The organism is Sphingomonas lutea, assembly GCF_014396785.1.
Classification (GTDB): Bacteria; Pseudomonadota; Alphaproteobacteria; order Sphingomonadales; family Sphingomonadaceae; genus Sphingomicrobium; species Sphingomicrobium luteum.
Genome location: NZ_CP060718.1, coordinates 1,191,648 through 1,215,496 on the forward strand (window position 1 = coordinate 1,191,648; position 23,849 = coordinate 1,215,496).

At 64.9% G+C, this 23,849-nt stretch carries 25 protein-coding genes; 13 read left to right on the top strand and 12 right to left on the bottom strand.

Annotated elements, in window-relative coordinates:
* Positions 1-116: 116 nt before the first annotated feature.
* Entirely contained in the window at positions 117-800 is a 684-nt protein-coding gene (locus tag H9L13_RS06150; protein ID WP_235091239.1) for an aquaporin, read from the bottom strand.
* Positions 797-1,261 (bottom strand): vgr related protein, encoded by a 465-nt coding sequence (locus H9L13_RS06155; RefSeq protein ID WP_187539952.1) that lies wholly within the window; start codon positions 1,259-1,261, stop codon positions 797-799. The genes H9L13_RS06150 and H9L13_RS06155 overlap by 4 nt, the downstream gene beginning before the upstream one ends.
* Positions 1,262-1,401: 140 nt before the next feature.
* Here H9L13_RS06155 and H9L13_RS06160 point away from each other — a divergent pair, with 140 nt between their 5' ends.
* From H9L13_RS06160 to H9L13_RS06175, 4 genes are all read left to right on the top strand, one after another.
* Positions 1,402-1,638, top strand: a complete 237-nt coding sequence (locus H9L13_RS06160; protein ID WP_187539954.1) for an acyl carrier protein — start codon at positions 1,402-1,404, stop codon at positions 1,636-1,638.
* A 129-nt stretch (positions 1,639-1,767) separates the two neighbouring features.
* On the top strand, positions 1,768-3,027 hold the full coding sequence (fabF, locus tag H9L13_RS06165; RefSeq protein ID WP_187539956.1) for a beta-ketoacyl-ACP synthase II: 1,260 nt from the start codon (positions 1,768-1,770) through the stop codon (positions 3,025-3,027).
* 5 nt (positions 3,028-3,032) lie between these two features.
* Positions 3,033-3,989, top strand: coding sequence for an endolytic transglycosylase MltG (mltG, locus tag H9L13_RS06170; protein WP_187540195.1), 957 nt, complete (start codon positions 3,033-3,035; stop codon positions 3,987-3,989).
* A complete protein-coding gene (locus tag H9L13_RS06175; protein WP_187539957.1) occupies positions 3,986-4,318 on the top strand; it encodes a hypothetical protein in 333 nt (110 codons plus the stop codon). The genes mltG and H9L13_RS06175 overlap by 4 nt, the downstream gene beginning before the upstream one ends.
* A gap of 8 nt (positions 4,319-4,326) precedes the next feature.
* Here H9L13_RS06175 and H9L13_RS06180 read toward each other — a convergent pair whose 3' ends face one another.
* From H9L13_RS06180 to H9L13_RS06190, 3 genes are all read right to left on the bottom strand, one after another.
* Positions 4,327-4,539 (bottom strand): hypothetical protein, encoded by a 213-nt coding sequence (locus H9L13_RS06180; RefSeq protein WP_187539959.1) that lies wholly within the window; start codon positions 4,537-4,539, stop codon positions 4,327-4,329.
* 94 nt (positions 4,540-4,633) lie between these two features.
* A complete protein-coding gene (locus H9L13_RS06185; protein ID WP_187540197.1) occupies positions 4,634-4,996 on the bottom strand; it encodes a MarR family transcriptional regulator in 363 nt (120 codons plus the stop codon).
* A gap of 130 nt (positions 4,997-5,126) precedes the next feature.
* On the bottom strand, positions 5,127-6,518 hold the full coding sequence (locus tag H9L13_RS06190; RefSeq protein WP_187539961.1) for a leucyl aminopeptidase family protein: 1,392 nt from the start codon (positions 6,516-6,518) through the stop codon (positions 5,127-5,129).
* 188 nt (positions 6,519-6,706) lie between these two features.
* Here H9L13_RS06190 and petA point away from each other — a divergent pair, with 188 nt between their 5' ends.
* From petA to H9L13_RS06210, 4 genes are all read left to right on the top strand, one after another.
* On the top strand, positions 6,707-7,294 hold the full coding sequence (gene petA / locus H9L13_RS06195) for a ubiquinol-cytochrome c reductase iron-sulfur subunit (RefSeq protein WP_187539963.1): 588 nt from the start codon (positions 6,707-6,709) through the stop codon (positions 7,292-7,294).
* A gap of 14 nt (positions 7,295-7,308) precedes the next feature.
* The gene (locus H9L13_RS06200) at positions 7,309-8,625 is read left to right on the top strand and encodes a cytochrome b (RefSeq protein ID WP_187539965.1); all 1,317 of its coding nucleotides are present in this window, start codon (positions 7,309-7,311) and stop codon (positions 8,623-8,625) included.
* Positions 8,626-8,640: 15 nt separating this feature from the next.
* Complete coding sequence (locus H9L13_RS06205; protein WP_187539967.1) at positions 8,641-9,564, top strand: cytochrome c1; 924 nt, start codon at positions 8,641-8,643, stop codon at positions 9,562-9,564.
* Positions 9,565-9,664: 100 nt separating this feature from the next.
* Entirely contained in the window at positions 9,665-10,240 is a 576-nt protein-coding gene (locus H9L13_RS06210) for a hypothetical protein (RefSeq protein ID WP_187539970.1), read from the top strand.
* Positions 10,241-10,243: 3 nt separating this feature from the next.
* Here the strand turns inward: H9L13_RS06210 and H9L13_RS06215 are convergent, their stop codons facing one another.
* Entirely contained in the window at positions 10,244-10,705 is a 462-nt protein-coding gene (locus H9L13_RS06215; protein WP_187539972.1) for a MaoC family dehydratase, read from the bottom strand.
* Between the two features lie 104 nt (positions 10,706-10,809).
* Here H9L13_RS06215 and H9L13_RS06220 point away from each other — a divergent pair, with 104 nt between their 5' ends.
* The 3 genes from H9L13_RS06220 (at position 10,810) to H9L13_RS06230 (ending at position 15,764) form a co-directional block, all read left to right on the top strand.
* Complete coding sequence (locus tag H9L13_RS06220; RefSeq protein ID WP_187540199.1) at positions 10,810-12,351, top strand: tetratricopeptide repeat-containing sulfotransferase family protein; 1,542 nt, start codon at positions 10,810-10,812, stop codon at positions 12,349-12,351.
* An 88-nt stretch (positions 12,352-12,439) separates the two neighbouring features.
* Positions 12,440-15,148 carry a TonB-dependent receptor gene (locus H9L13_RS06225; protein ID WP_223176491.1) on the top strand — a complete coding sequence of 903 codons (2,709 nt, stop codon included), beginning with the start codon at positions 12,440-12,442 and terminating at the stop codon, positions 15,146-15,148.
* A gap of 46 nt (positions 15,149-15,194) precedes the next feature.
* Positions 15,195-15,764, top strand: coding sequence for a phosphatase PAP2 family protein (locus tag H9L13_RS06230; protein WP_187539974.1), 570 nt, complete (start codon positions 15,195-15,197; stop codon positions 15,762-15,764).
* A gap of 25 nt (positions 15,765-15,789) precedes the next feature.
* On the opposite strand, the gene ychF is transcribed toward H9L13_RS06230, so the two are convergent.
* A complete protein-coding gene (gene ychF / locus H9L13_RS06235; RefSeq protein WP_187539976.1) occupies positions 15,790-16,890 on the bottom strand; it encodes a redox-regulated ATPase YchF in 1,101 nt (366 codons plus the stop codon).
* Positions 16,891-16,991: 101 nt separating this feature from the next.
* Between ychF and H9L13_RS06240 the strand changes: the two genes are divergently transcribed.
* Positions 16,992-17,987: a DUF4440 domain-containing protein gene (locus tag H9L13_RS06240; protein WP_187539978.1), complete on the top strand. Its 996-nt coding sequence runs from the start codon at positions 16,992-16,994 to the stop codon at positions 17,985-17,987.
* Here H9L13_RS06240 and H9L13_RS06245 read toward each other — a convergent pair whose 3' ends face one another.
* Complete coding sequence (locus H9L13_RS06245; RefSeq protein WP_187536927.1) at positions 17,988-18,560, bottom strand: TIGR02466 family protein; 573 nt, start codon at positions 18,558-18,560, stop codon at positions 17,988-17,990.
* A 44-nt stretch (positions 18,561-18,604) separates the two neighbouring features.
* On the opposite strand from H9L13_RS06245, the gene H9L13_RS06250 reads away from it, so the two are divergent.
* Positions 18,605-20,389 carry a TIR domain-containing protein gene (locus H9L13_RS06250; RefSeq protein ID WP_187536928.1) on the top strand — a complete coding sequence of 595 codons (1,785 nt, stop codon included), beginning with the start codon at positions 18,605-18,607 and terminating at the stop codon, positions 20,387-20,389.
* On the opposite strand, the gene pth is transcribed toward H9L13_RS06250, so the two are convergent.
* The 4 genes from pth to H9L13_RS06270 form a co-directional block, all read right to left on the bottom strand.
* Entirely contained in the window at positions 20,349-20,924 is a 576-nt protein-coding gene (gene pth, locus H9L13_RS06255; RefSeq protein WP_187536929.1) for an aminoacyl-tRNA hydrolase, read from the bottom strand. The genes H9L13_RS06250 and pth overlap by 41 nt on opposite strands.
* 125 nt (positions 20,925-21,049) lie before the next feature.
* Positions 21,050-21,727, bottom strand: a complete 678-nt coding sequence (locus H9L13_RS06260; protein ID WP_187536930.1) for a 50S ribosomal protein L25/general stress protein Ctc — start codon at positions 21,725-21,727, stop codon at positions 21,050-21,052.
* Between the two features lie 120 nt (positions 21,728-21,847).
* Complete coding sequence (locus H9L13_RS06265) at positions 21,848-22,645, bottom strand: TraB/GumN family protein (protein ID WP_187536931.1); 798 nt, start codon at positions 22,643-22,645, stop codon at positions 21,848-21,850.
* 238 nt (positions 22,646-22,883) lie between these two features.
* Positions 22,884-23,786, bottom strand: coding sequence for a TraB/GumN family protein (locus H9L13_RS06270; protein WP_187536932.1), 903 nt, complete (start codon positions 23,784-23,786; stop codon positions 22,884-22,886).
* Positions 23,787-23,849 lie beyond the last annotated feature (63 nt).

Consider the following 23,849-nt stretch of genomic DNA (forward strand, 5'->3'; position numbering starts at 1 on the left):
TGCGCGACTTATGCCCGAAACGATCGGCCGTCAGAAGGGAGAGCGGGGCGTCCGAGCCAGTTCGTTTCGGCTGTGTTGCAAGTTGGTTACAGGGGCGTGGCGTACCCCCAAAGGGCTCAGCGCCGGTCGAACAGCTGCCGCGCGATGACGGCGCCAAACGCGGCACCGAGCAGTTGCGACGCCACGAACATCGGGACATCCGCCAGCGCGATGCCCGCGAAGGTATCCGACAAACTGCGAGCGACAGTGATTGCTGGGTTGGCGAAGCTGGTCGACGAAGTGAACCAATAGCCCGCGGTGATATAGAGCGCGACCGATGCCGGGACCCATGCCGGCCGGTGCCGAACAGTGCCCAAAACGGTCAGCACGAGGCCGAAGGTGGCAACGAACTCGCCCGCCCACTGCCCCACGCCCGTGCGGGTCTTTGCGGACAGTTGGAGGAGCGGGAGATCGAGCATCAGGTGCGCGGCCCACACGCCGAGAATGCCAAAGATGAGCTGGGCCCCAATGTAGGCGGCGGCGTCGCCCCACGGCAATTCACCGCGAGACGCCGCCACAAGGCTCACCGCCGGGTTCATATGCGCGCCCGAAATGGGGCCGAGCATGGTGATCAGCACGAACAGGATTGCGCCGGTGGCAAGCGTGTTGCCGAGAAGCGCAATGGCAACGTTCCCGCCCGCCAGACCCTCCGCCATGATCCCGGAGCCGACCACGGTGGCGAAGAGAAAGAAGGCACCGAGCGCTTCGGCTGTGAGGCGCTGCGACAGTGGCGGTTGATGGGGCAGGTGAGATCTCGTCATGCGCAATTACCCACATCGAAGGGAAGCAAGGTGCGCGGTGGGAAAAGCGGGGGGCGGCCGCCGTTGTGAGCGAGGAAAGCGTGACGGACGATCTCGGCCTGCTGCTCGAGGCCGTAACGGTAGAAGGGGCGGTCGGGGACGAGGTTGTAGCGGTAGCGGCAGAAGGGGTGGCGCATCAGCGGCAGATAGAAGCGGCCGCGCGTCTGCGCCTGCCAGACATGGGTCAGCTCATGGATGAACAGGCCCTGCCGGTGCAGCGGCTCGGCAGCGAAGTCCTCCGACCACAGGTCGTCATGCGGGTGGAAGTGGACGTTGCCGGTGGGCGCCATCACCGTGTTGCGGGGCTGAAACGGCCACCATTTGCGCCGCAGCATTCGGACTCCGGAATAGTCGATCGCGTCGCCGAACACGGTTCGGGCAAGCGCGATTTCGCCGGGCGTCAGGGGGCGGTCGACCGTCATTGCGGGGACCCGGAGGCGGTGGAGCAAGTCATTGCGACGCTGGATTGCTTCGCTGCGCCCGCAATGACAAGTCGGGCCACTTGCCGGGTCAAATCCGCATCGCTAGGGCATCGCCAAAGCAAAAACGGAGGAAACGTCACATGAGCGAGACTGCCGATCGGGTGAAGAAGATCGTCGTCGAACATCTCGGCGTCGAAGCGGACAAGGTGACCGAGGACGCGAGCTTCATCGACGATCTTGGCGCCGACAGCCTCGACATCGTCGAACTGGTCATGGCTTTCGAGGAAGAATTCGGGGTCGAGATCCCGGACGACGCTGCGGAGAAGATCACCACCGTTCGCGATGCGATCGAATATATCGACCAGAACAAGGGCTGAGCGGTCCCCGACCGTTCGTCCTGAGCTCGTCGAAGGACTGCCCTTGATCCGGCGTCACTTTACGGCAAAGCAAGGCTTCGACAGGCTCAGCCCGCACGGGTCTGGGCCTGTTGATTTATGGAGAGCAGGATGCGGCGTGTCGTTGTAACCGGACTGGGCCTCGTCACCCCGCTGGGTGCCGACGTCGAAACCACGTGGAAGAACATCCTGGCGTCCAAGTCCGGCGCGGGGCCGATCACCCGGTTCGACGCGAGCGACCAGAAGTGCCGCATCGCCTGCGAGGTGAAGCCCGCCGACCATGAATATGGCTTCGATCCGGGCAAGCGCGTCGATCACAAGATCCAGCGCCAGGTCGATCCGTTCATCGTCTACGGCATCGATGTCGCAGGCCAGGCGATCGAGGATGCCGGGCTGGAGGACATGCCGGAAGCGATGCGGCTGCGCGCCGGCTGCTCGATCGGGTCGGGCATCGGTGGATTGCCGGGAATCGAATCCGAAAGCCGGGTGCTCGCCGAAAAGGGGCCGGGCCGCGTCTCGCCGCACTTCGTCCACGGGCGGCTAATCAACCTCGTCTCGGGCCAGGTATCGATCAAATACGGGCTGATGGGCCCCAATCATGCGGTCGTCACCGCGTGCTCGACCGGCGCGCATTCGATCGGCGATGCAGCCCGGATGATCAAGGATGACGACGCCGACATCATGCTCGCGGGGGGCGCCGAAGCGACCATCTGCCCGATCGGCATTGCCGGCTTTGCCCAGGCACGCGCGCTCAGCACGGCGTTCAACGACCAGCCCGAAAAGGCAAGCCGCCCGTACGACAAGGACCGCGACGGCTTCGTCATGGGCGAGGGCGCGGGCGTGGTGGTGCTCGAGGAATATGAGCACGCGAAGAAACGCGGCGCGAAAATCTACGCCGAGGTCGTCGGCTATGGCTTGTCGGGCGACGCCTATCACGTGACCGCGCCGCATCCCGAAGGGTCGGGTGCATACCGGTCGATGGAAATGGCGCTCAAGAAGTCCGGGCTGCAGCCCAGCGACATCGATTATATCAACGCCCACGGCACCTCGACCCCGCTCGGCGACGAGCTTGAGCTGGGCGCGGTGCGCAAATTGTTCGGCAATGCCATCGGATCCCTATCCATGAGCTCGACCAAGTCGGCGATCGGCCATTTGCTCGGCGGTGCCGGCGCGGTCGAGAGCATCTTCTGCATCCTGGCCATCCGCGACCAGATCGTGCCGCCGACGCTCAATCTCGACAATCCGAGCGAGGGGACGGCGGGCGTCGACCTCGTCCCGCACAAGGCCAAGGAACGGCCGGTGCGCGCGGTCCTCAATAACAGCTTCGGCTTCGGCGGCACAAACGCCAGCCTGATCATGAAGGCGGTGTGAGGAAGCTGCTGCTGATCGGCGGCGCGGGGCTGGTCCTTGCAGCGCTCGCCGCGCTGTACCTGTTCTGGTGGGCGCCGGGCCCCAAGCCCGGGCCGCACACCATCGTCGTCGAGGAAGGCGCGACGATGACCAGCGTTGCCCGCCAGCTTGAAGGGCAAGGCGCGATCCCCGGGTCGGCGCGCAGCTTCTCGCTGATCGCGCGCGTGCTCGGCTCGGGCGATCCAGTGCAGGCGGGTGAGTTCGAGATCCCGAAAGGCATGAGTGGCGCGAAGGTGCTCGACCTGTTGCAGCATGGCCGCCCGGTGCAGCGCCTGATCACCGTGACCGAGGGGATGCCGTCGATCATCGTCGCGGAAAAGATTGCGGGGGTTCCCTATCTCACGGGCGCGGTGCCGCCGATCGCCGAAGGATCGGTCCTGCCCGACAGCTACGGCTATAAGCGCGGCGAGACGCGCGCGGCGGTGGTCGCGCGGATGCAGGCAGCGATGACGCGGACGCTCGACGCATTATGGGTCAAGCGGACGCAGGATTGCCCGGTGTTGAGCAAGGCGGAAGCGGTCACCCTGGCCTCGATCGTCGAAAAGGAGACGGGCAAGCCCGCCGAACGGCCGACGATTGCCGGCGTTTACTGCAACCGGCTGAAGATCGGCATGAAACTAGATGCCGATCCGACGGTCATTTACCCGATCACCAAGGGCAAGCCGCTGGGCCGCCGAATCCGCCGGTCGGAGCTGATGGACGATAACGGCTACAACACCTACCGCCGTCCCGGCCTGCCGCCGGGACCGATCGCCAATCCGGGGCGCGAGAGCATTGCCGCGGTGCTGAGGCCCGCATCGACCAAGGCGATCTATTTCGTCGCCGACGGGACCGGCGGTCATGTCTTTGCCGAGACCTTCGCACAGCACCAGGCCAACGTCGCGAAATGGTATGCGCTGCGCCGCCAGCGGGGTGAGATGTGAGTAACCGGGGAATCACGCGCGGCCGGATGTTCGTCGGGGCCTTGGTCCTGCTGACCGCAATCATCACCTGGGCTATCGCGACATGGCTCAACCCCTATGGCGAATCGAGCGAAGCCGGCACCGAATATGTGAAATCGACCGTCGCCATCGTCATGCGCAATGGCGCGATCGCGACATTGGGCCTGTGCGCGCTTGCCGCTTATTTGCTGTTCCCGACGCGTCGGCCGCAATGGCCCGCGCGCGACTGGGCAATCCTCGGCATCCTCGCGCTGCTCGTGGTGAGCAGCCTGTATCGCCTGGTGTGGCTCCAGACGTCAGTGATGAATTAGCGTCGCCCCTAGCCGTCCAGCGCGATGCTGGGGACGTAGCCGACGCGGCGGTCGATACCCGCATAGCCCCACGCCCAGCCCAACGTATCGTCGAGCAGGTCGAACGGCTCGCCAGGGGCGAGGTCGCGAATCGCGTCACCCCCGTCGCTCGGCGTGGCTCGCAAGGTGGCGGCGCTGCGCACGGTGCGGTTAACCGGCTCGGCGTAATGGGATGCGATCACTCGGCCGGCGAGCGCGGAGTCGGCGAGATCCTTGCGATAGGCGTGGGTCGTGGGGTCGGGTGGGTCCGATCGGCCGCCCAGCGCGAAATCGATGTCAGCGTTGGTGCGCGAAGGCCGGCGCTTGCCCGATGATCGGCCGGTGCGCGGCGGGGGCGGGGTGTCCGTCGCCGCCTTCGCGGAGGTTGCGCTTGAAGCCTTCAAGGAAATCTGCCCCAGTGCTGGTGCGGACGACAAAAACGTTTCGCCGATCGTCCTGATCGCGTTCGCGGCGCAGATAGCCCAGCGCGCCAAGCGTATTCAAGGCGCGGGTCACGACGGGCTTTGACACGCCAAGAACACGCGCCAGACCTCGAACCGTATGCGGACCAGGCGTAAGATAGACGAGCATGAGCAAGGCCATCTGGCGATTGGTCAAATCGGGCTCGCCAGAGCGGACGTAGGCGATCAAGGCCTTCATCCAGCCGGAAAGCGAAACCTCGGCCATGCCTTAACTCCGTTTATTGTCGCGGTGTGCGATCTAAACCGGCAAGGCGCGAAATTGTTGCACCGCAGTGACGAGTTTTGCCCGATTTTTCGGGCGTTTCGCACTATTGGCGGGGATAAGTCCGCTCGAGATGACGGAAGACGGCACGGAGGCCAAGCGCGTCGCCCCCCTTGGGACGGCCGGGCTTGGCCGAGTCACGCCAGGCGAATGTGTCGAAATGCGCCCAGCGCACCGAATCGGGGACGAAGCGCTTCAGGAACATGGCTGCAGTGATGCTTCCCGCCATCGGCGAGCCCGAGGCGTTGGCGAGGTCGGCCAGGTCGCTTTTCAACATGTCGTCATACGGATCCCACAGCGGCATGCGCCACAGCGGATCCTCAGTTTCCTCCGACGCCTGGCGAAGACTTTCGGCGAGCGCATCGTCGTTGGCGAACATGGCCGGAAGATCGGGGCCAAGCGCGATGCGCGCGGCGCCGGTCAGCGTGGCGAAATCGACGATCAGCTCCGGCTTGCCCTCCGCTGCATGGTCGAGCGCGTCGGCGAGGATGAGGCGGCCTTCGGCGTCGGTATTGTCGATCTCGACGAACAGGCCCTTGCGTGAGCGCACCACGTCGCCGGGGCGGAATGCGTCCGCAGAAACCGAATTTTCAACTGCGGGGATGAGCAGGTGAAGCCGCACCGGCAGGCGCGCCGCCATCACCAGGCGGGCGAGGGCGAGGGCGTGCGCCGCGCCGCCCATGTCCTTCTTCATCAGGCGCATGCCCGAGGCGGGCTTTAGATCGAGGCCGCCGGTGTCGAAGCACACGCCCTTGCCGACGATGGCGATGCGCGGATGGTCCGGCTTGCCCCATTCGAGCTCGATCAGGCGCGGTTCGCGGCCCGGCGCGGCGGCGCGGCCGACGGCGGCGATCAACGGGCAATCGCGCGTGAGATGTGCGCCGGAGGTGACCCGCACCTCCGCTCCGTTGCCGGCATCGCGCACCGCCTGCTCGATCTCGGCCGGGCCGAGATCGCCGGCGGGCGTATCGACGAGGTCGCGGACGAGCGCAGTCGCCTCGGCCAGCTGGACATGCCGCGCGATCCGCGCCGCTTCCCCGGTCACCAGCACCCTCGGCCCGACAGGATCGTCCTTGGGCTTGGCGCGGAAGCGGTCGAACCGGTGCTGGGCGAGAAGCCAGCCGAGCGCTGCCTTGCCGGGGTCGCCCTGCGCCAGCCTGTAGGTGCCCTCGGGCAGGCTCGCGGCGAGCTTGGCCAGGCACCAGGGCGACAGCGCCGCCACGTCCTTGACCGCGCCGACCACTTCGAAGTCGTTGCCGCGCGGCAGGATGGCAAAGGCGCAGCCGGTCTTGCCGTCGAACCGGTGGGCTTCGAGCAAGGCGCGGTCTTCGGCCGGGCGGCGCTTCGCCCAATCGGCGAAACCGTCCTTGTCGACGAGGTGGATCGGCCGGGCGCCCTGGCCACGGTCGGCGACGATCAGCGAGGCGAAATCGGTCATTGCCACCGACTAGCGGAGCGAATGCGCGGGCGACAGCCCGGGATCGGCTGACAGACGTGTTACAGGGCCTTGGCAGCCTTCCAAGTGGCCGCTATCAGGCCCGCCAATCGCACCGGGTCCGCCCGGCGCGCCGTCGCTTAGGACCCTTATTTCCGGGTTCGTGCACAGCAGTGTCAAAAAGGGTGAACATGGCCACGCAGGCACCGTCCGCTGAGGGTTCTCAAGTCACAGGCACAGGTGCGGGCGGTGAAGGCGAAGGCGTTCGTCGCCGCGACTTTCTGAACGTCGCCGCGGTCAGTTTCGCCGGCGTCGGCGCCGTTGCCGCAGTCGCGCCGCTCGTGGTGCAGATGGCGCCGCCGGCCGACGTGCTCGCGCTGTCGACGACCGAAGTGGACATCTCCAAGATTCAGCCGGGACAGGCGATCAAGACCAGCTGGCGCAAACAGCCGGTCTTCATCCGCAACCTCACGCCGGCCGAGATCCAGCAGGCCAATGCGACGCCGCTGGGCGAGCTTCGCGATCCGCAGTCGCTGGCCGACCGGACCAAGCCCGGCCGGCAAAATTGGTTGGTGACGTTGGGCGTGTGCACCCACCTCGGCTGCGTCCCGCTGGGCGTCGGCGAGGGTGAAAACCGCGGGCCGTACGGCGGGTACTTCTGCCCGTGCCACGGTTCCGCCTATGACACCGCCGGCCGCATCCGCACCGGCCCGGCGCCGCTCAACCTGGCGGTTCCGGAATATGCATTCAAATCACCGACTGTCGTTCAGATCGGCTGAGGGGGCAGAGCAGAATGAGCTTTTCCTGGGCAAAGCCGTACGAACCCAAGACGGGACTGGGCCGCTGGTTCGACGAGCGCCTGCCGCTGCCGCGGCTGGTCTATGGCGCCATCGGCGGCGGGTATCCGGTGCCGCGAAACCTTAATTATTTCTGGAACTTCGGCGTCCTTGCCGGTGCCTTCCTGATGATCCAGATCGTCACCGGCATCGTGCTTGCGATGTGGTATTATTCCAGTGTCGACGGCGCCTTCAATTCAGTCGAGCACATCATGCGCGACGTCAATGCGGGGTGGATGATCCGCTACCTGCACATGAACGGCGCCAGCTTCTTCTTCATCGTTACTTATATCCACATCTTCCGCGGCCTTTATTACGGGTCGTACAAGGCGCCGCGCGAACTGGTGTGGATGCTCGGCCTCGTCATCTACCTGCTGATGATGGCCACGGCCTTCATGGGCTATGTGCTGCCGTGGGGCCAGATGAGCTATTGGGGCGCGCAGGTCATCACCGGCTTCTTTTCCGCCTTTCCGGTAGTGGGTGAACCGCTTCGCGTCTTCCTGCTCGGCGGCTTCGCGCCGGACCAGGCAGCGCTGACGCGCTTTTTCTCGCTCCACTATTTGTTGCCGTTCGTGATCGCAGCCGTCGTGATCCTGCACATCTGGGCACTGCACATTCCGGGGTCGAGCAACCCGACCGGGGTCGACGTGAAGACCGAAAAGGACACGTTGCCCTTCCACCCCTTCTACACCGCCAAGGATGGCTGGTTCGCCGCCGCCTTCCTCGCGCTGTTCGCGCTCGTCACCTTCTTCGCGCCGAACATGCTTGGCCACCCGGACAATTACATCCCGGCCGACCCGCTGGCGACGCCGGCGCACATCGTGCCCGAATGGTATTTCTGGCCGTTTTACGCGATCCTGCGCGCCTTCACGGTCGATTTCATCCTGCCGGCCAAGCTATGGGGCGTGCTTGCGATGTTCGCCGCGATCCTGCTGCTGTTCTTCCTTCCGTGGCTCGACAAGTCGCCGGTGCGGTCGGGCAGCTATCGCCCGGTGTTCAAGCGCTTCTTCTGGATCCTGGTCGTCGACGTCATCATCCTTGGGATCTGCGGCGTAAAGCCGGTCGAGCAGCCGTGGATCGCCATCAGCCAGGTCGCGACCATGTACTATTTCCTGCACTTCCTCGTGATCTTGCCGCTGATCGCGAAGTTTGAAACGCCCTTGCCGCTGCCGAATTCGATTACCGAAAGCGTCCTTCACGGCGAGGCGGCGGAGGCAGCCCCCGCCGGGCAATCACCACGGCCGGGATCGGTCGCTACGGCAACGGCCGAATAAGGGGACAGACGGGTCATGGTCCGGTTCATCGGTTTCATCGTCGGCCTCGGTCTGGCCGGCATCCTTCTGATCTCGCTCTTCGTCGGCGCGGCGGACTATTTTTCCACCCCGCATGAGGAGACGGCCCAGCACGCGCTGCACGAGCATGCCAAGCCGCTCAAGCTGGCGAGCGACGGCCCCTTCGGCCATTTCGATAACCAGCAACTGCAGCGCGGCTTCCAGGTGTACAAGGAAGTGTGCGCAGCCTGCCACGGCCTGAGCCTCGTGTCGTTCCGCGACCTGGCGGCGCTCGGCTACGAGGAGCCCGAGATCAAGGCGATCGCCGATCAGTGGGCGACCGAGGTGCCGAGCATCAATCCGGACACCGGCGAAGCGTCAACGCGCAAGGCAATTCCGTCCGACCGTTTCCCGAGCCCCTATGCCAATGCGGTCGCGGCTCGCGCGGCGAACAATAATGCGCTTCCGCCCGACCTGTCGCTGATCACCAAGGCGCGAGAGGGTGGGGCAGCCTACACCTATTCGCTCCTGACCGGCTACCGGCCGCAGACCGCGGACGAGGTCAAGAGGTTCCCCGACGCCAAGACTCCGGCGGGGCTTCACTACAATCCTTATTTCCCGAACCTCAACATCGCCATGCCCCCGCCGCTCACCAGCGAAGGTCAGGTGACGTATGCCGACGGCACGAAGTCGACTGTCGATCAGATGGCGAAGGACGTCACGGCGTTCCTGGTGTGGACCGCCGAGCCGAAGCTTGAGAACCGGCACGCGACGGGCCTTGCCGTGGTGATCTTCCTGATCGTCGCCAGCATCCTTGCCTATTTCGCCTATCGGAACATCTGGGCCGAAGCGAAGCGCAAGGTGCGCGTGACCGGGGCGCTTGACCCCAAGAACCAGGCGAAGAGCCGCGCGGCGAAGGGCGAAGAGGGCATCGCGGGCTGAGCCCGCGCTTCATCTGCGGGAAAGCTGCGCAAGCGTAGAAACAGAGCGAGCACGCGCGAGTCGCCGTGCGCTTTGAACCTTTTACCTGTGCAGGTGTGTCATGCGTAATTTGAAACTTGGTCTGGTCGCTGCGGCGGCGGTCGCGCTCAGCGGCTGCGGCTATGGTTTCGGCCCAGGGCTTGGCGTCGGCGTCGGCTACAACAGCGGCTACGGCGGCTATTACGGCAATTACGGCGGCTATGGATACAGCCCGTATGCCGATCCCTATTTCGGCTACGGCTCCCGTTATTCGTACGGCTACGGCCCATACGGCTATAATTATGGCGGGTACGGATCGCCCTACGGCGGCGGCTGGTACAACGGCTATTATTATCCGGGCAGCGGTTACTACGTCTATGACCGCGACCGCACCCGGCGTCGGTTGAGCGACGCCGAGCTGGCGCAATGGCGCCAGCGCGTGTCGTCGACCCTGGCCGACCGCATCCGCGAACGCCGTGGCGACACGATCGGCACGCAGAGCGTTCGCCGTATCCGCACCGACAGCGTCGAGCGCGCGCCGCGCTCGACCACCCGCATGTCCAACGGCGAAGGTCGTGAACGCGTGCGTGAGTCGCTTCGCCAGCGCATCGAACAGCGTCGCGCCGAGCGCGCCGCTCGCCAGCGCGACGACAATTAAGGACTAATCCGCCGGCGTGCCTTCGGGCCGCCGGCGGATCAGCACGATTGACGTGTAGCGCATGACCGGGACGCCGTCCTGGTTGGTGACCGTCGTTTCTGTGCGGACGGCGCCAATATCGGGCTTGCTGCGCGAGGGCGTCTTTTCGACGATCTTGCCATGCACGGAGAGCGTATCGCCGGGATAGACGGGCTTCAGCCAGCGCAGGTCGTCGATCCCGGGTGAGCCGAGGCCGGCTTGCTCATGATCCACCGAATAGCGTGCCAGCACGGCCATCGTCATCGCGCAGGTGTGCCAGCCGCTCGCCGCGATCCGCCCGAAGTGCGTCTTGGCGGCTGCTTCATCGGATAGGTGGAAGGGCTGCGGATCGTATTTGCGGGCGAACTCCAGCACTTCCTCCCGCGTCACGTGGTAGACGCCGAAGTCGGTTTCCGCGCCCACTTCCAGATCTTCGAAATATCGCATGGTGCTGGCGCATAGCGGGCGCGCCGGCTTCGCGCTACGAAACCGCCGTGGCGAGCGAAATCCAAGCGAACAACCGATGGCATCCGCGCCTGATCGAGGCGGCTATGGCGCTGAACGAAAACCGTCTGGATATCGCCGAGCGCCTGCTCAAGCCGCATCTCAAGGAAGATCCGTTCGACGTGCGTGCGATCCGCATGTTGGCCGAACTTGCGGCGCGAATCGGCCGGCTGAAGGACGCCGAGACCCTGTTGCGCCGCGCGCTCGAGATTGCGCCAGATTTCACTGCCGCCCGCGCCAATCTGGCGATGGTGCTTGGCCGGCTGGGCCGTCCGGCCGAGGCGTTCGAGCTGCTTGACGAGATCCTGCTCGCGGAACCTGACGGACTTGGCCATCTCAACCTCAAGGCGGCGACGCTGGGCCGCCTGGGTGACTTCGAAGAGGCGCTGAAACTTTACGAGGAGGTCCTGCGGCGTGTGCCGCGGCAGCCGCGGCTGCTGATGAGCTATGGCCACATGCTGAAAACGGTGGGCCGGCAGGACGAATCGGTCGATGCCTATCGCAAGGCGATCGCGTTCCAGCCGACGCTTGGCGAGGCTTGGTGGAGCCTCGCCAACCTCAAGACCGTGCGCTTTGGCGCGGACGACATTGCCGCCATGCGTAGCGCGCTGGATGCCCCCGACCTCAAGGACGACGACCGCTTCCACCTCGACTTCGCGCTCGGCAAGGCCCTGCACGATGCCGGCGAGAGCGACGCGGCATTTGCCCACTACGCAGCCGGAAACGCGCGGCGGAGGACCTACCACCCGTTCCATCCGGGTGAGTTGACGGCGCTGGTCGACCGTTCGATCGCGCTCTTCACAAGCGAGTTGCTTGCGAGGCCCGGCGGCTCCGCCGCGCCCGATCCGATCTTCATCCTGGGGATGCCGCGGGCGGGTTCGACGCTGGTCGAGCAGATTCTGTCGTCGCACAGTCAGGTCGAAGGGACGGCGGAATTGCCCGACATGCCTGCGCTTGCGCGGGGACGGGGCAGATATCCCGCGTCCGCGGCCGACATGACGGACGAGGAGCGGAAGGCGACTGGTGAATCCTACCTGGAGCGTACCGCCATCCAGCGGCGGACCGATCGGCCTTTTTTCATCGACAAATTACCCAACAACTGGATGTTCGTGCCCTTCATCCATTGGGTGCTGCCCAATGCCAAGATCGTTGATGCCCGTCGTCACCCGCTGGGCTGCTGCTTTTCCAACTTTCGCCAGCACTTCGCGCGCGGTCAGGACTTCACCTACGACCTCGTCGACCTTGGCCGCTATTACGCCGACTATGTGCGTTTGATGGCGCACGTCGATGCCGTGCTCCCCGGGCGCGTGCACCGCGTGATCTACGAGCGCATGGTCGACGATACTGAAGCCGAGGTCCGGGCGCTGCTCGACTATTGCGGGCTCGAGTTCGAGCAGGCGTGCCTTGATTTCCACAAGACCGAGCGCGCTGTTCGCACACCCAGTTCCGAACAGGTTCGGCAGCCGATCTATCGCGACGCGAAAGACGAATGGCGCGCGTATGAGGCGCACCTGGGACCACTCAAACGGGCTCTGGGTCCCGTCCTCGATACCTATCCGGATGTACCCGCGACCTTATCGCAACGGTAGCGCAACAATCGTTCTGCCGGATGCCGAAGGCATGTTGACAAGGCGCGGCCGCTCTGTCGCAATCCCGACATAAACAGAGGGGAATGGAATGACGGACCGCACGTCGCGTTTGGTTGTGATCGGGTTGCTGGCGTCAACGGCAATGGGCTCCGCAGCCTTCGCCCAGGTCTCCACTTCGCCGGCCGACGCGACGCCCGAGTCGCCGACGACGCAATCGCCCGCGCCGGGGACGAACGCCACCAACGTGACGTCCAACCCCGCCGTTCAGCAAGCGCAGGACGGGCTTGTCCCCGACGAAACCGAGATCATCATCACCGCGACCAAGCGCGAGGAAAACCTGCAGGACGTCCCGATCAGCGTGCAGGCAATCGGCACGCGGCGGCTCGACCAGCTGAACATCTCCAACTTCGAGGATTATACGAAGCAGCTTCCGTCGGTCAGCTTCCAGACCGCGGCGCCGGGCTTCACGACCGTTTACATGCGCGGCGTCGCCACCGGCGGCGACGGCAACCATACGGGGTCGCTTCCGTCGGTTGGCTTCTACCTCGACGAGCAGCCGGTCACGACGATCGGGGGAACGCTCGACGTCCACATCTACGACATTGCCCGGATCGAGAGCCTCGCCGGACCGCAGGGCACGTTGTACGGCGCCTCTTCGCAGGCGGGCACGATCCGCATCATTACCAACAAGCCGGAGATCGGCGTTACCGCGGGCCGCGTGGATGCCGAACTGAATAGCGTCGCGCATGGCGGAGTCGGGGGCAGCCTCGAAGGCATGATCAACTTGCCGATCAGCGACCGCATGGCCTTCCGCGCGAACGTCTTTTACCAGCGCGACGCCGGCTACATCGACAATGTGTTCGGGGAGCGGGCTTATTGCGGAAGCAAGGTCTTTGGCCCGGACGGGGACGATGACGATCTCCTCCCCGATTTGATCGGATGCGATCGCACCGATGGTATCCAAGTCGATAATGCCGCGTTCGTCGACGACGATATCAACGTCAACAAGACCTATGGCGGCCGTGCGGCGCTGAAGATCGATCTTGACGATAATTGGACCGTCACGCCCCAGATCATGCACCAGAACAGCAAGACGCGCGGCGTCTGGTTCTTCGACGATCGTCTGGGCGACCTGGAGACGCAGCGGTTCCGTGAAGAGCCGGCCAAGGACAAGTTCACGCAGGCCGCGCTCACCGTCGAAGGGAAGGTCGGCAACTTCGACATCACCTATGCCGGCGCGTACATGCATCGTCCGAATTCGGGTGTCAGCGACTACACCGACTATGCCGACGCTTATGATGCTTATTACGAGAGCGTCGGCGGCATCGCGAATTACCAGTATTTCGTCGACGATGCGGGCGGTCCCATCGACATCCGCCAGTACATCACCGGCGGCAACAACTTCAAAAAGCTAAGCCAGGAACTGCGCGTCGCATCGCCGCAGGAGAATGCGCTGCGGTTCATCGGCGGCCTGTTTTACCAGCGGCAATCGAATGACATCCTGCAGGAATATCGAGTCGACGACCTTGCCGCGGACCTGTCGGTCAACGGTCGTCCCGGAATTTTGTGGCTGACCAAGCAAAAGCGCATCGACCGGGATTATGCCATCTTCGGAGAGCTGAGCTTCGACGTTACGCCGCAGATCACGCTGACGGGCGGCGGACGCTATTACAAGTTCGACAATACCGTGTTCGGTTTTGCCGGCTTTGGCCGTGACCCCTTGTTCATCCAGGATGCTGACGGGGACCCGCTGCCCGGCTCGCCGCCGCCGAATGCGGTCGGAAGCACCCGGACCGGCGTTGCCCAATGTTTCACCGTCGATGGCGATTCCCTGCGCGAATCACAGATCGGTGGCACCGACACGACCCTCATCCTCGACGGCAAGCTTGATGGGACGCCCTGCATCAACGTCGCCACCTTCGAAAATGGGGAGCTCAAGCCCAAGGCGAGCAAGGACACGGGCTGGACCTATCGTTTCAACGGCACATGGAAGCCGCGCGACGGGCTAATGTTCTATGCGACTCGGTCGAAAGGCTATCGACCGGGCGGCATCAACCGCCAGCCGGGCCTGGCGCCGTACAACGCCGACTTCCTGATCAACAATGAGCTTGGCTGGAAGACGACCTTCGGGCCGTTCCGCTGGAACGGCGCTATCTACCACCAAGTGTGGGAGAAGTTTCAATTCAGCTTCCTCGGCGAAAACAGCCTGACCGTGGTGCAGAACGGGCGCGATGCGCGGATCAACGGCATCGAAACCGACATCAACTATACCGCGGGCGGGCTGACGCTGAATGCCGCGGCGGCCTTCACCGATGCCAAGACCAAGGACAATATCTGCGGAGTCGCCGCAGATCCGGAGCCCGATTGCGACCTCATCCTAGTCGAGGACGACCCACTGACGGTGGAAGATGAGGAGGAGCGGGACGAGATCGTCGCGCCCAAGGGCACGCGCCTGCCGATCACGCCCAAATTCAAATTCTCGGCGACCGCGCGCTACGCCTGGAACATGGGCGCGGGCCGGGCGCATGCGCAAGCCGGTCTGTCATACCAAGGTTCCGCGCGCTCCGCCTTGCGCACGGACGACCAGGCGATCACCGGGACACTTAGATCCTACGCCCTGGTTGACCTGTTCACAGGCTATACGTGGGGCAATTACAACGTCGAACTGTTCGGCACGAACATCTTCGACAAGCGCAACGAATTGTCGCGCGGTGTCGGCTGCAGCATCTGCACCAACGTCCGCATCTATCCCGGGCGACCGCGCACCTTCGGACTGCGCGCGGGGATGAAGTTCTAGCGCCGGTGGTGGACCCATCGCCGTGCTGGCGCGTCTGGCACGGCTGATGGACCGTAACAAAGTTGTCATGTTGGCGGCGCTGCTCGCGCTGTGGCTGGTGATGTTGCTCGGCGGCGCCGGCGATGTCGATCGCGGGCTGCTGCTCAAGGCCTATTCGGCCGACCACGCCGTGCTCGAGCCGGTGGCGCGTTTCATCACCTTTTTCGGTGAGTGGTACACCGCCGTCGCGTTCACGCTGGCGGGCGCGGGGTGGATGGCGTGGCGCGGCCTACGGCGCGAGGCGTTCATCCTGCTCATCGCCTGCGCCACCGGCCGGATCCTCGTCATCCTCGAAAAGGACTGGTTCGCCCGGCTACGCCCCGACGAGCATATGCGCCTGGTTGAAGTCAGCTCGCATTCTTTCCCCAGCGGGCATTCGAGCAACGCGATGATGGTCTATCTGGGGATCGCCCTGCTCGGCTTTACCGGGCGCGCCAGACGGATCGCCATGGGCGTTGCGCTGGCCTTGATAGCCGCCGTCGGGGTCAGCCGGCCGATGCTTGGCGTGCATTGGCCGAGCGACGTCGTGGGTGGCTGGTCGTTCGGGCCTTCTGGCTGCTGTTCATCATCTGGCTGAGCGACTACCTGGCCCCCGCGGGCCGTCAGACGTTGAAGCGGAACAGCATCACGTCGCCGTCCTGAACGACATATTCCTTGCCCTCGGCGCGCATCTTGCCAGCGTCCTTGGCACCCGTTTCGCCGTTGCAGGCGAGATAGTCGGCATAAGCAATCGTCTCGGCGCGGATGAAGCCGCGCTCGAAATCGGTATGGATCGCGCCGGCGGCCTCGGGCGCCTTGGCGCCGTTGCGTACCGTCCAGGCGCGTGATTCCTTGGGGCCCGCGGTGAAGAAGGTGATGAGGCCGAGCAGTTCGTAGCCGGCGCGTATGACGCGCGTCAGGCCGGTTTCCTCAAGGCCGAGGTCGGCGAGGAAAGCCTGGCGCTCCTCCTCGGGCAGGGTGGCAATTTCGGATTCGATCGCGGCGGAGACGACCACGGCCTTGGCGCCTTCCGACGCCGCCTTTTCAAAGACCTTCGCGGAGAGCGCATTGCCGTCGGCCGCATCGCCTTCGTCGACATTGCAGACGTAGAGCACGGGCTTGCCGGTCAGCAGCTGCGCGCGGTGGAGCGCGCGGGCTTCCTCGACATCCTTGGGCTGGGTCAGCCGCGCGGGCTTGGACGCGCGCAACAGCTCGAGCGCTTGACCGAGCACCGAGGCTTCGATCTTGGCGTCCTTGTCGCCCTGCTGGGCCTTCTTGACGAGATTTGGGACGCGCCGCTCGAGGCTGTCGAGGTCGGCGAGCATCAGCTCGGTCTCGACCGTCTCGGCATCGGCGATGGGATCGACGCGGCCCTCGACGTGCGTGACGTCGCCGTCCTCGAAGCAGCGCAAAACGTGGACGATCGCATCCACCTCCCGGATGTTGGCGAGGAACTGGTTGCCGAGCCCTTCGCCCTGGCTGGCGCCGCGAACGAGGCCGGCGATGTCGACGAATTCGATCTGCGTTTCGATCGTCTGGGCCGACTTGGCGATGGCCGAAATCTTCTGCAGCCGCTCGTCCGGCACCGCGACGCGGCCGACATTGGGCTCGATCGTGCAGAATGGATAATTGGCCGCCTGCGCCGCCGCGGTTTCGGTCAGCGCGTTGAAGAGCGTGGATTTGCCGACGTTCGGCAGGCCGACGATGCCGCAGCGAAAGCCCATAAGTGCGAAAAGTCCTAACGGTGGATGAAGCGCGTCGTAACGCGAAGTTCAGCGCCCCCTAGGCAATCCGCAGTACGATTTCCACCATCATGGATTTGTCGATGCGCAACCTGCCTGTCCTGCTTGCCGCCTGCGCCAGCTTTACTGCTGCCGTGCCGGCCGCTGCGACTGTGTCTCCGCCGACCAAGGAAGACATCATCATTTCAGGCAAGCGCCAGGCGCTCGAAGAGCGTGCGCGCGTCGCGTTCAGCGATCGCGGCCTGATCGAGAAATTGCGCGACTGGCGCAAGAATTGGGGCTTCATACTGGTCGGGGACGAACGGTCAAAGGCGCCGCCGCGGCTGCTGATCAAGGACGAATATGGATGGTACGAAGTCCGCCCAGGTCAGACCAAGCGCCTACCGCAGCCGCTGGGCCACGAGCTCAACCGCCTGCTGAGCAAGAGCGACCTGTGGGCCGAGGATCCCTATAACTTCAAGGCGGCATGCCGCGGGACCCCGCGCTATTTCGTCGTCATGCATGGCGGCCAGGACCGGTTCGGGCGGCTGGGTTGCGGCCCGGAAGGTATTGCCGCGCGCGTAGCGCGAACGGCAGAGGCTCTTCGCGTCCTCCCCGGCGAGGTGCGGACGACCGCCACGCCTCAGCCCGAGCAACGGCCGCGTCCGCCCGGCGCCCCGGACGTTTACTGGAAGGCGTCGAGCGAGGTCACGGCACAGATCTTCGAAATGGCCGCGGCGTGGGACCGCAAGACGTTCGCGGGCTTCGTCGAACCTTATGCCGAGGACGCCATCGTCGAGCGCCCCGACGGGGTGACGCGGGGGCGCAAGGCGATCGTCGACTGGGCGCGCTATTTGCAGAATTGGGACGGGCCTTATTCGCCGGACGACCGCAAGTTGGCCGTCCACCAGATCGTGAGCAAGGTGCAGCCGGGCGTCGGCGTGTTCTACACCACGCATGAATTCCGTTGGGAGGAGGGCGGCAAGCCCCTGCGCCAGACCTACAGCACCCTCTGGCGCGATTACGGCGGGCTGTGGCGGATCGCGCATGAGCGGATCAGCGAGGTCAAGCCTGTGACGGCACGCCAGCCGATCCGCTGATCAGCGGAAGTTGAAGCTGACGCTGAGGCGCTCGCTCTTGCTGGTGCCGGAACGCACTTCGTGTCGGAGCCAGCTTTCCCACAGCAGCAACAGGCCGCGGCGCGGCTCGACTGTAACGAAGGTGTCCGGACGCGTCGGTGCGGCCATCATCAAGGGCAGGCGAGGGTCTTCGAAGCGGATCGCGCCCGCGCCGCGCGGGACCTCGACATAAAGGGTGCCCGAGATCACGCTGTGCGGGTGGATGTGTCCACTATGTTGTCCACCGCCTTTCAACAGATTGACCCACAGGCTGTCGAGCTTTGGCTTGGCACCGTCGAATGCGCACTCCTTGGCGAAGGCAGCTGCATGTTTGGTCAGGAGCCTCGCCAAGTCTGCGAAGGCGGGGTCGCGCCGGGGCAGGTCGTCAAGCGAGGCGTAGCTGGTGTAGCCGCGGTAGGCGTGGTCGGCGCTCCAGCGGCGCCCGGCGTCATCGTCGGTCGCCAGGCTTCGAATCGACCGGGCCAGCTCGCCCAACAGCGCGTCGTCGCCGATATCGGCCTCGTACAGCTCGGTAGCGAAAAGTGCCCGCGTCATGACTCCTCGTTAGAGTCCTGATATCCGGTGCGAAAGGGGCAGGGATGGGCCACGTCTTCATCTCCTACGCAAGGCCGGACGAAGCCAGAGCGTCGCGCGTTGCCGATGCGCTTCGCGGACAAGGCTACGAGGTGTGGCGCGACGACGAATTGCCCGCGCACAAGGCCTATACCGAAGTCATCGAAGAGCGGCTGAAATCGGCGCAGGCCGTCGTCGTCCTGTGGTCTGCCGAGGCAGTGAAGTCCGAATGGGTGAGGGCGGAAGCCGATGTTGCCCGCAACGCCGGGACGCTGATCCAGGCGACCCTCGATTCGTCGATGCCCCCGCTGCCGTTCAATCAGATCCATTGCGCGCGGATCGAGGGCTGGACCGGCGATCCCAAAGCCGCCGCCTGGGCCAAGCTGAGCGCGAGTGTCGCGGCGCTTGCCGGGCCAACGGCCGCGCGAGAGGAAGGACGGCGCCCGCCGCGCCGCGAGCGGTCGATCGCCGTGCTGCCCTTCCAGAACATGAGCGGCGACCCGGAGCAGGAATATTTCAGCGACGGGATCAGCGAGGACATTACCACCGACTTGTCCAAGATCTCCGCGCTGCGGGTGGTCGCGCGGAACACTGCCTTTACCTTTAAGGGTCAGTCGGTCGACGTGTGCGAATGCGCGCGCAAGCTGAACGTCAGCCATGTCCTTGAAGGCAGCGTCCGCAAGGCCGGCAACCGGCTGCGCATCACCGCGCAGCTGATCGACGGCGCGACCGGCGACCATCTGTGGGCCGAGCGCTATGACCGGGAATTGACCGACATTTTCGCCATCCAGGACGAGATCACCAAGGAGATCGTCGCAGCGCTGAAGTTGAAGCTGCTGCCCGAAGAAAAGAAGGCGATCGAGGAGCGCGGTACGAGCAGCGCCGAGGCGTACAATTACTATCTGATGGCCAGGCAATATTGGCTGACCGGCAATCATGGCGACAGACGCCGCGAGGAAAGGGTCGTCCGGCTGTGCGGGCGCGCGTTGGAAATCGACCCGCAATATGCACAGGCATTGGCACTCATGGCGCTGGCCCAGATCAGCCTGCGGTTCGGCTTCGGCGATACGACGCAGGACGGCTTGCCCACGGCCGAAAAGGCGCTGGCGATCGATCCCAGCATTGCCGTCGCCCATTCGGCCAAGGCGCGCTTCTTCCTTGAACAAGGAAGGCATGCGGAGGCTAACCGCGAAATCGCCCGAGCGCTCGAGCTTGAGCCTGAGTCATGGGAGGTGAACAAGGAGGCGGGGCGGGTCAGCCTCTCCCAGCGGCGGATCCCTGAAGCGACGCGTTTTTACGAGAAGGCCGCGCAGCTCATGGAAGGCGACTTCCACACCTGGGCGATGCTCCTCACTTGCTATGAGGCCGCCGGCGATCGGGACAAGGCGCGGCACGCCGGCCGAATGATGTTCAGTGAAGCGCAGAAAGCCCTGGAAAAGGATCCGAGCAATGGCGCCGCCCTGGGGATCGCGGCGGGCGGCCTGGCGGCTATGGGCGAGGTCGAGCGCGTCAAGGAGTGGATCGACAAGGCGATGCTGCTCGACGGCGGCAACCTCAACATGCGCTACAATTTCGCCTGCGTCCTCGCGGCGCAGCTAAACGACGTCGAGGGTGCGATCGCATTGCTGGAGACCACCATCACCCGCGCCTTGAGCAGCCAGGTCAGGCTTGCGGCGACCGACCCGGACCTCGACAATCTCCGCGGCAATCCGCGTTTCGAAACGATGCTTGCCGACGCCCAACGCCGCGTCGGTCTGGCACCGGGATCGCCTAATCCGACCCCTGAAGCCGAAGCGCCACCTCGCTCATGAAGCGGGCGTCATTGCCTTCGGCGAGCCAGCCGGCCTCGCTGGCGATCGCGGCGAGGAGGTCCGCCAGCGGCTCCATTTCCGACTTGGCGTAATTGCCGAGGACGTAATTGGTCACCCGATCCTTGTGCCCCGGATGGCCGATGCCGATGCGCACGCGGCGGAAATCGGGGCCGAGCGCGGCATTGATCGAGCGCAGGCCGTTATGGCCCGCGACCCCGCCGCCGACCTTCACCTTGACCTTCATCGGGGCAAGGTCGAGCTCGTCATGGAATACCGTCAGCGCGTCCTCGTCGAGCTTGTAGAAGTGCAGCGCCTGCTGAACTGAATCGCCGCTGACGTTCATGAAGGTCTGGGGCTTGAGCAGGAGGATGCGCTGCTGCGCGATCCGCCCTTCGGACACGAGCCCGCGAAACTTCTTCTGCCACGGGCCGAAGCGATGGGTGTCGGCGATAAGGTCGGCCGCCATGAAGCCGACATTGTGCCGGTGCATCGCATATTGCGCGCCGGGATTTCCAAGGCCGACCCAGATTTGCACGAACTTAACGCCCTCCCCCTCGATGGGGGAGGGTTGGGAGGGGGTGCGGGTGGAGACCGCGCAGCCTATCCGGAGGCGTCACCCACCCCAACCCCTCCCCATCAAGGGGAGGGGCTCGCTCATGATCAGGCGTCTTCGCCGCCTTCTTCCGATCCGCCTTCGGCCCCTTCGCCCTCTTCACCATCGACGGTCGGGACGGCGTCAGCCTCAGCCGCTTCGTCTTCTTCCGACTTCATCGCCGACGGGGCGACGATGGTGGCGACGGTGAAGTCTTCTTCCGTGTTCGCCGGGGTCACCCCGTCCGGAAGCTTGACCGCGCTGATGTGGATCGAATCGCCGATCTCCAGCCCGTCGAGCGGGATGTGGATCTCGCTCGGGATGTTGGCCGCGTCGCAGACGATCTCCAGCTCGTGGATGACCGTGTTGAGCACGCCCCCGCGCTTGAGGCCCGGCGAAGCATCTTCGTTGTCGAAGCGCATCGGCACCGCCACGTTGACCTTGGTGTGCTCACTGATGCGCAGGAAATCGACGTGGATCGGGCGGCTCGACACCGGGTGGAAATCGATCGCCTTGGGCAATGTGCGCGTGGCCTTGCCGCCGACGTCGATCATCACGACCGAGTTCATGAAGTGACCCGACGAAAGCATCTTCGACAGAAGCTTTTCTTCGACGTGGATCGACAGGGGATCCTTCTTCTGGCCGTAAACCACGGCGGGCACCCGTCCGTCACGACGCAGTTCGCGGGAGGCTCCCTTGCCAGCCCGGTCGCGCGTCTCGGCGGGCAGCGTCAGCTGTTCGCTCATTTTTGCGGTATCCTCGAATAAAAGTGACTTCCCGCCACGCCTCCAGGGATGACCACGGCCGGGAAGGGCGCGCCCTAGTCCAGGGCGGCGCAAAAGCAAGTTTGCGGCGGCCCGCGGCGCTTAGTTGAGGCGGGAAGACTCGATGCCCATTTCGGCCAGGCGGACGAGAACGCTGTCCTTGCCCGCGAGATGCCCGGCGCCGACCGCGACGAACACCGTGCCAGGGGTCTGCATCCGCGCCGCGATCCAATCGGCCCAGCGCGAGTTCCGCTCCGCGAACATCATGCGGTAGAGATCGGGCGACGAGCGGCGCAATTGGTCGATCATCTGGACGAAGATCGCCTGGTCGCCACGCTTCCATGCATTCTGCAGTTCGACCATCGCCTTCGACAGCGCAGGCATCGCGCGCTGCTCGGCGGGACGTCCGCCGGGTGCCGCCTTTGCCGGGGCGGTGGCTGGCATGCGCGCAAACATGGCGAGCTGCGATTCCAGGGTCTCCAGGCCTTCGACCGGCTTGCCCGCGTCGTCGGCGGCGCGGCGAAGCACCATGTCGGCACCGTGGGCGACGCTTAGGCCCTGCGACTTGCCGGCCTTGATCGCCATCTTGGTCGTGCCCAGGAAAGAAGCGGAAGTGGTGACTTGCGGGCCCGGAAGCGCCGGCGGCGGACCGGCGAGGGCCGGGTCCGACGCGGGCTCGGGAATGACCGTTTCGAGCACCAGTTCAGCCGATTGATCGAAGGCGGTACGGACGTCGTCGTTGAACCAGTCGGGCTTGCCATCGAGTGCGTGGAAGGTGCCGAAGATGTAAACCCGGGTATCGCCGTCGGCGACTTGGAAGATCGCTGGTTCGGCATCAGGCAGGGACGCCGCCCCGGGAGACGCGGCCGCGATCGCTGCAGCCAGAGTCATGATTCCCATCCGTCAGCCCTCCCTCAAAAGGCCGAGCCGGCACGGTTGGCGAAACGCACAGGAATGGCGCCGCGGACACCCGCTTGCCAGGCGCCCCCACGCCGACATTCCCGTCGCGTATCGAACCCCCCAGCCCGACACCCTCAAGCGAGCATGGTCACTAAGGCGTTAAGAAATGTCTAGCGAATTCCACGCATTGTGAATTTAAAGCGACGAATTGAGACGAGCGCCGCCGCGCCACCGCGAGTTACTGGACGCGGCGCACCTTGAACCCGCCGTCCTTCAGCATGTCGATCAGCGAATCGCGCCCCGCGAGATGCCCTGCGCCCACCGCGACCATGACCGACCCCGGGGTAGCCATCCGCCGCTGCACCCAATTCTTCCAATTGGCATTGCGGCGCTTCATCAGGATTTCCTGCAACGCGGGCGAGGCCGCCATCTGCTCGTTGAAGGTGCGGGCAATTGCCTGGACGTCGCCACGCGACCAGGCGGCGACCATCGCCTGGAATTCCTTGCTCATGTCCTGCGGCGGCTCGATCGCGCCTTCGAGCAAGGCCCGCTGCGCCGGTTCGGGAAGCGCGTCGAAAAAGCTCAACTGATCGCGGTTGGTTTCGAGCTGCCCGACCGTCTTGCCCTGCTGGGTGAAGGTGGTGCGGAGCGCGGGTTCGACCCCCTGGCCGGTCTTGAGGCCCATTTCGCGAAATTGCGTGCCGAGCAGCATGAACGCCGCGGCCCACGTTTCCATGCCGTCGAAATTGGCGCGCGGAATGCCGCTCTTGGCGATGGCGGCCTCCAGCGCAGCGCGCTTGGCGGCGGGAACGCGCGCGGTGATCGGCGGCTGGCCCTTCGAAAAGCCCAGGCCGGCGAGCGCACCGAGCATTTCGTGCGGATTGCTTTCATCGACGATGGTTTCGACGACGAGCTGCTGCGAGCCCGCCACCGCTTGTTCGAAGCGCGGGGTGCGCCAGGCATAATTGTCGGGCAAAAGGTGGATGGTGCCGAACAGATAGACCGTCGTGTCGGAATCGCTGACTGCCCACAACGCCGGCTTGGGCGCGGGCGCCTTGGCCTGTGCGGGGGCCAGTGGCGCAGCGGCGAGGAGGCCCATCGAAACAGCGGCCAAAGCCCGCCGCAGCAGAGATCGGATCACAGGCGTTCGTCCTTTCGCGGCGATACGTGGGGATCAGCGGTAAGGGGCGCAAGCTTAACGGCC

Excerpts from the sequence above, each read along its gene's own strand:
- H9L13_RS06225 (WP_223176491.1), top strand. The coding sequence starts at position 12,440 with ATGACGGACCGCACGTCGCGTTTGGTTGTGATCGGGTTGCTGGCGTCA.
- H9L13_RS06245 (WP_187536927.1), bottom strand. The coding sequence starts at position 18,560 with ATGACGCGGGCACTTTTCGCTACCGAGCTGTACGAGGCCGATATCGGC.
- petA (WP_187539963.1), top strand. The coding sequence starts at position 6,707 with ATGGCCACGCAGGCACCGTCCGCTGAGGGTTCTCAAGTCACAGGCACA.
- H9L13_RS06200 (WP_187539965.1), top strand. The coding sequence starts at position 7,309 with ATGAGCTTTTCCTGGGCAAAGCCGTACGAACCCAAGACGGGACTGGGC.
- H9L13_RS06155 (WP_187539952.1), bottom strand. The coding sequence starts at position 1,261 with ATGACGGTCGACCGCCCCCTGACGCCCGGCGAAATCGCGCTTGCCCGA.
- H9L13_RS06190 (WP_187539961.1), bottom strand. The coding sequence starts at position 6,518 with ATGACCGATTTCGCCTCGCTGATCGTCGCCGACCGTGGCCAGGGCGCC.
- H9L13_RS06210 (WP_187539970.1), top strand. The coding sequence starts at position 9,665 with ATGCGTAATTTGAAACTTGGTCTGGTCGCTGCGGCGGCGGTCGCGCTC.
- H9L13_RS06205 (WP_187539967.1), top strand. The coding sequence starts at position 8,641 with ATGGTCCGGTTCATCGGTTTCATCGTCGGCCTCGGTCTGGCCGGCATC.
- H9L13_RS06260 (WP_187536930.1), bottom strand. The coding sequence starts at position 21,727 with ATGAGCGAACAGCTGACGCTGCCCGCCGAGACGCGCGACCGGGCTGGC.
- H9L13_RS06265 (WP_187536931.1), bottom strand. The coding sequence starts at position 22,645 with ATGGGAATCATGACTCTGGCTGCAGCGATCGCGGCCGCGTCTCCCGGG.
- ychF (WP_187539976.1), bottom strand. The coding sequence starts at position 16,890 with ATGGGCTTTCGCTGCGGCATCGTCGGCCTGCCGAACGTCGGCAAATCC.
- H9L13_RS06185 (WP_187540197.1), bottom strand. The coding sequence starts at position 4,996 with ATGAAGGCCTTGATCGCCTACGTCCGCTCTGGCGAGCCCGATTTGACC.
- H9L13_RS06215 (WP_187539972.1), bottom strand. The coding sequence starts at position 10,705 with ATGCGATATTTCGAAGATCTGGAAGTGGGCGCGGAAACCGACTTCGGC.
- H9L13_RS06220 (WP_187540199.1), top strand. The coding sequence starts at position 10,810 with ATGGCGCTGAACGAAAACCGTCTGGATATCGCCGAGCGCCTGCTCAAG.
- fabF (WP_187539956.1), top strand. The coding sequence starts at position 1,768 with ATGCGGCGTGTCGTTGTAACCGGACTGGGCCTCGTCACCCCGCTGGGT.
- H9L13_RS06230 (WP_187539974.1), top strand. The coding sequence starts at position 15,195 with ATGGACCGTAACAAAGTTGTCATGTTGGCGGCGCTGCTCGCGCTGTGG.
- H9L13_RS06150 (WP_235091239.1), bottom strand. The coding sequence starts at position 800 with ATGACGAGATCTCACCTGCCCCATCAACCGCCACTGTCGCAGCGCCTC.
- H9L13_RS06160 (WP_187539954.1), top strand. The coding sequence starts at position 1,402 with ATGAGCGAGACTGCCGATCGGGTGAAGAAGATCGTCGTCGAACATCTC.
- H9L13_RS06250 (WP_187536928.1), top strand. The coding sequence starts at position 18,605 with ATGGGCCACGTCTTCATCTCCTACGCAAGGCCGGACGAAGCCAGAGCG.
- H9L13_RS06240 (WP_187539978.1), top strand. The coding sequence starts at position 16,992 with ATGCGCAACCTGCCTGTCCTGCTTGCCGCCTGCGCCAGCTTTACTGCT.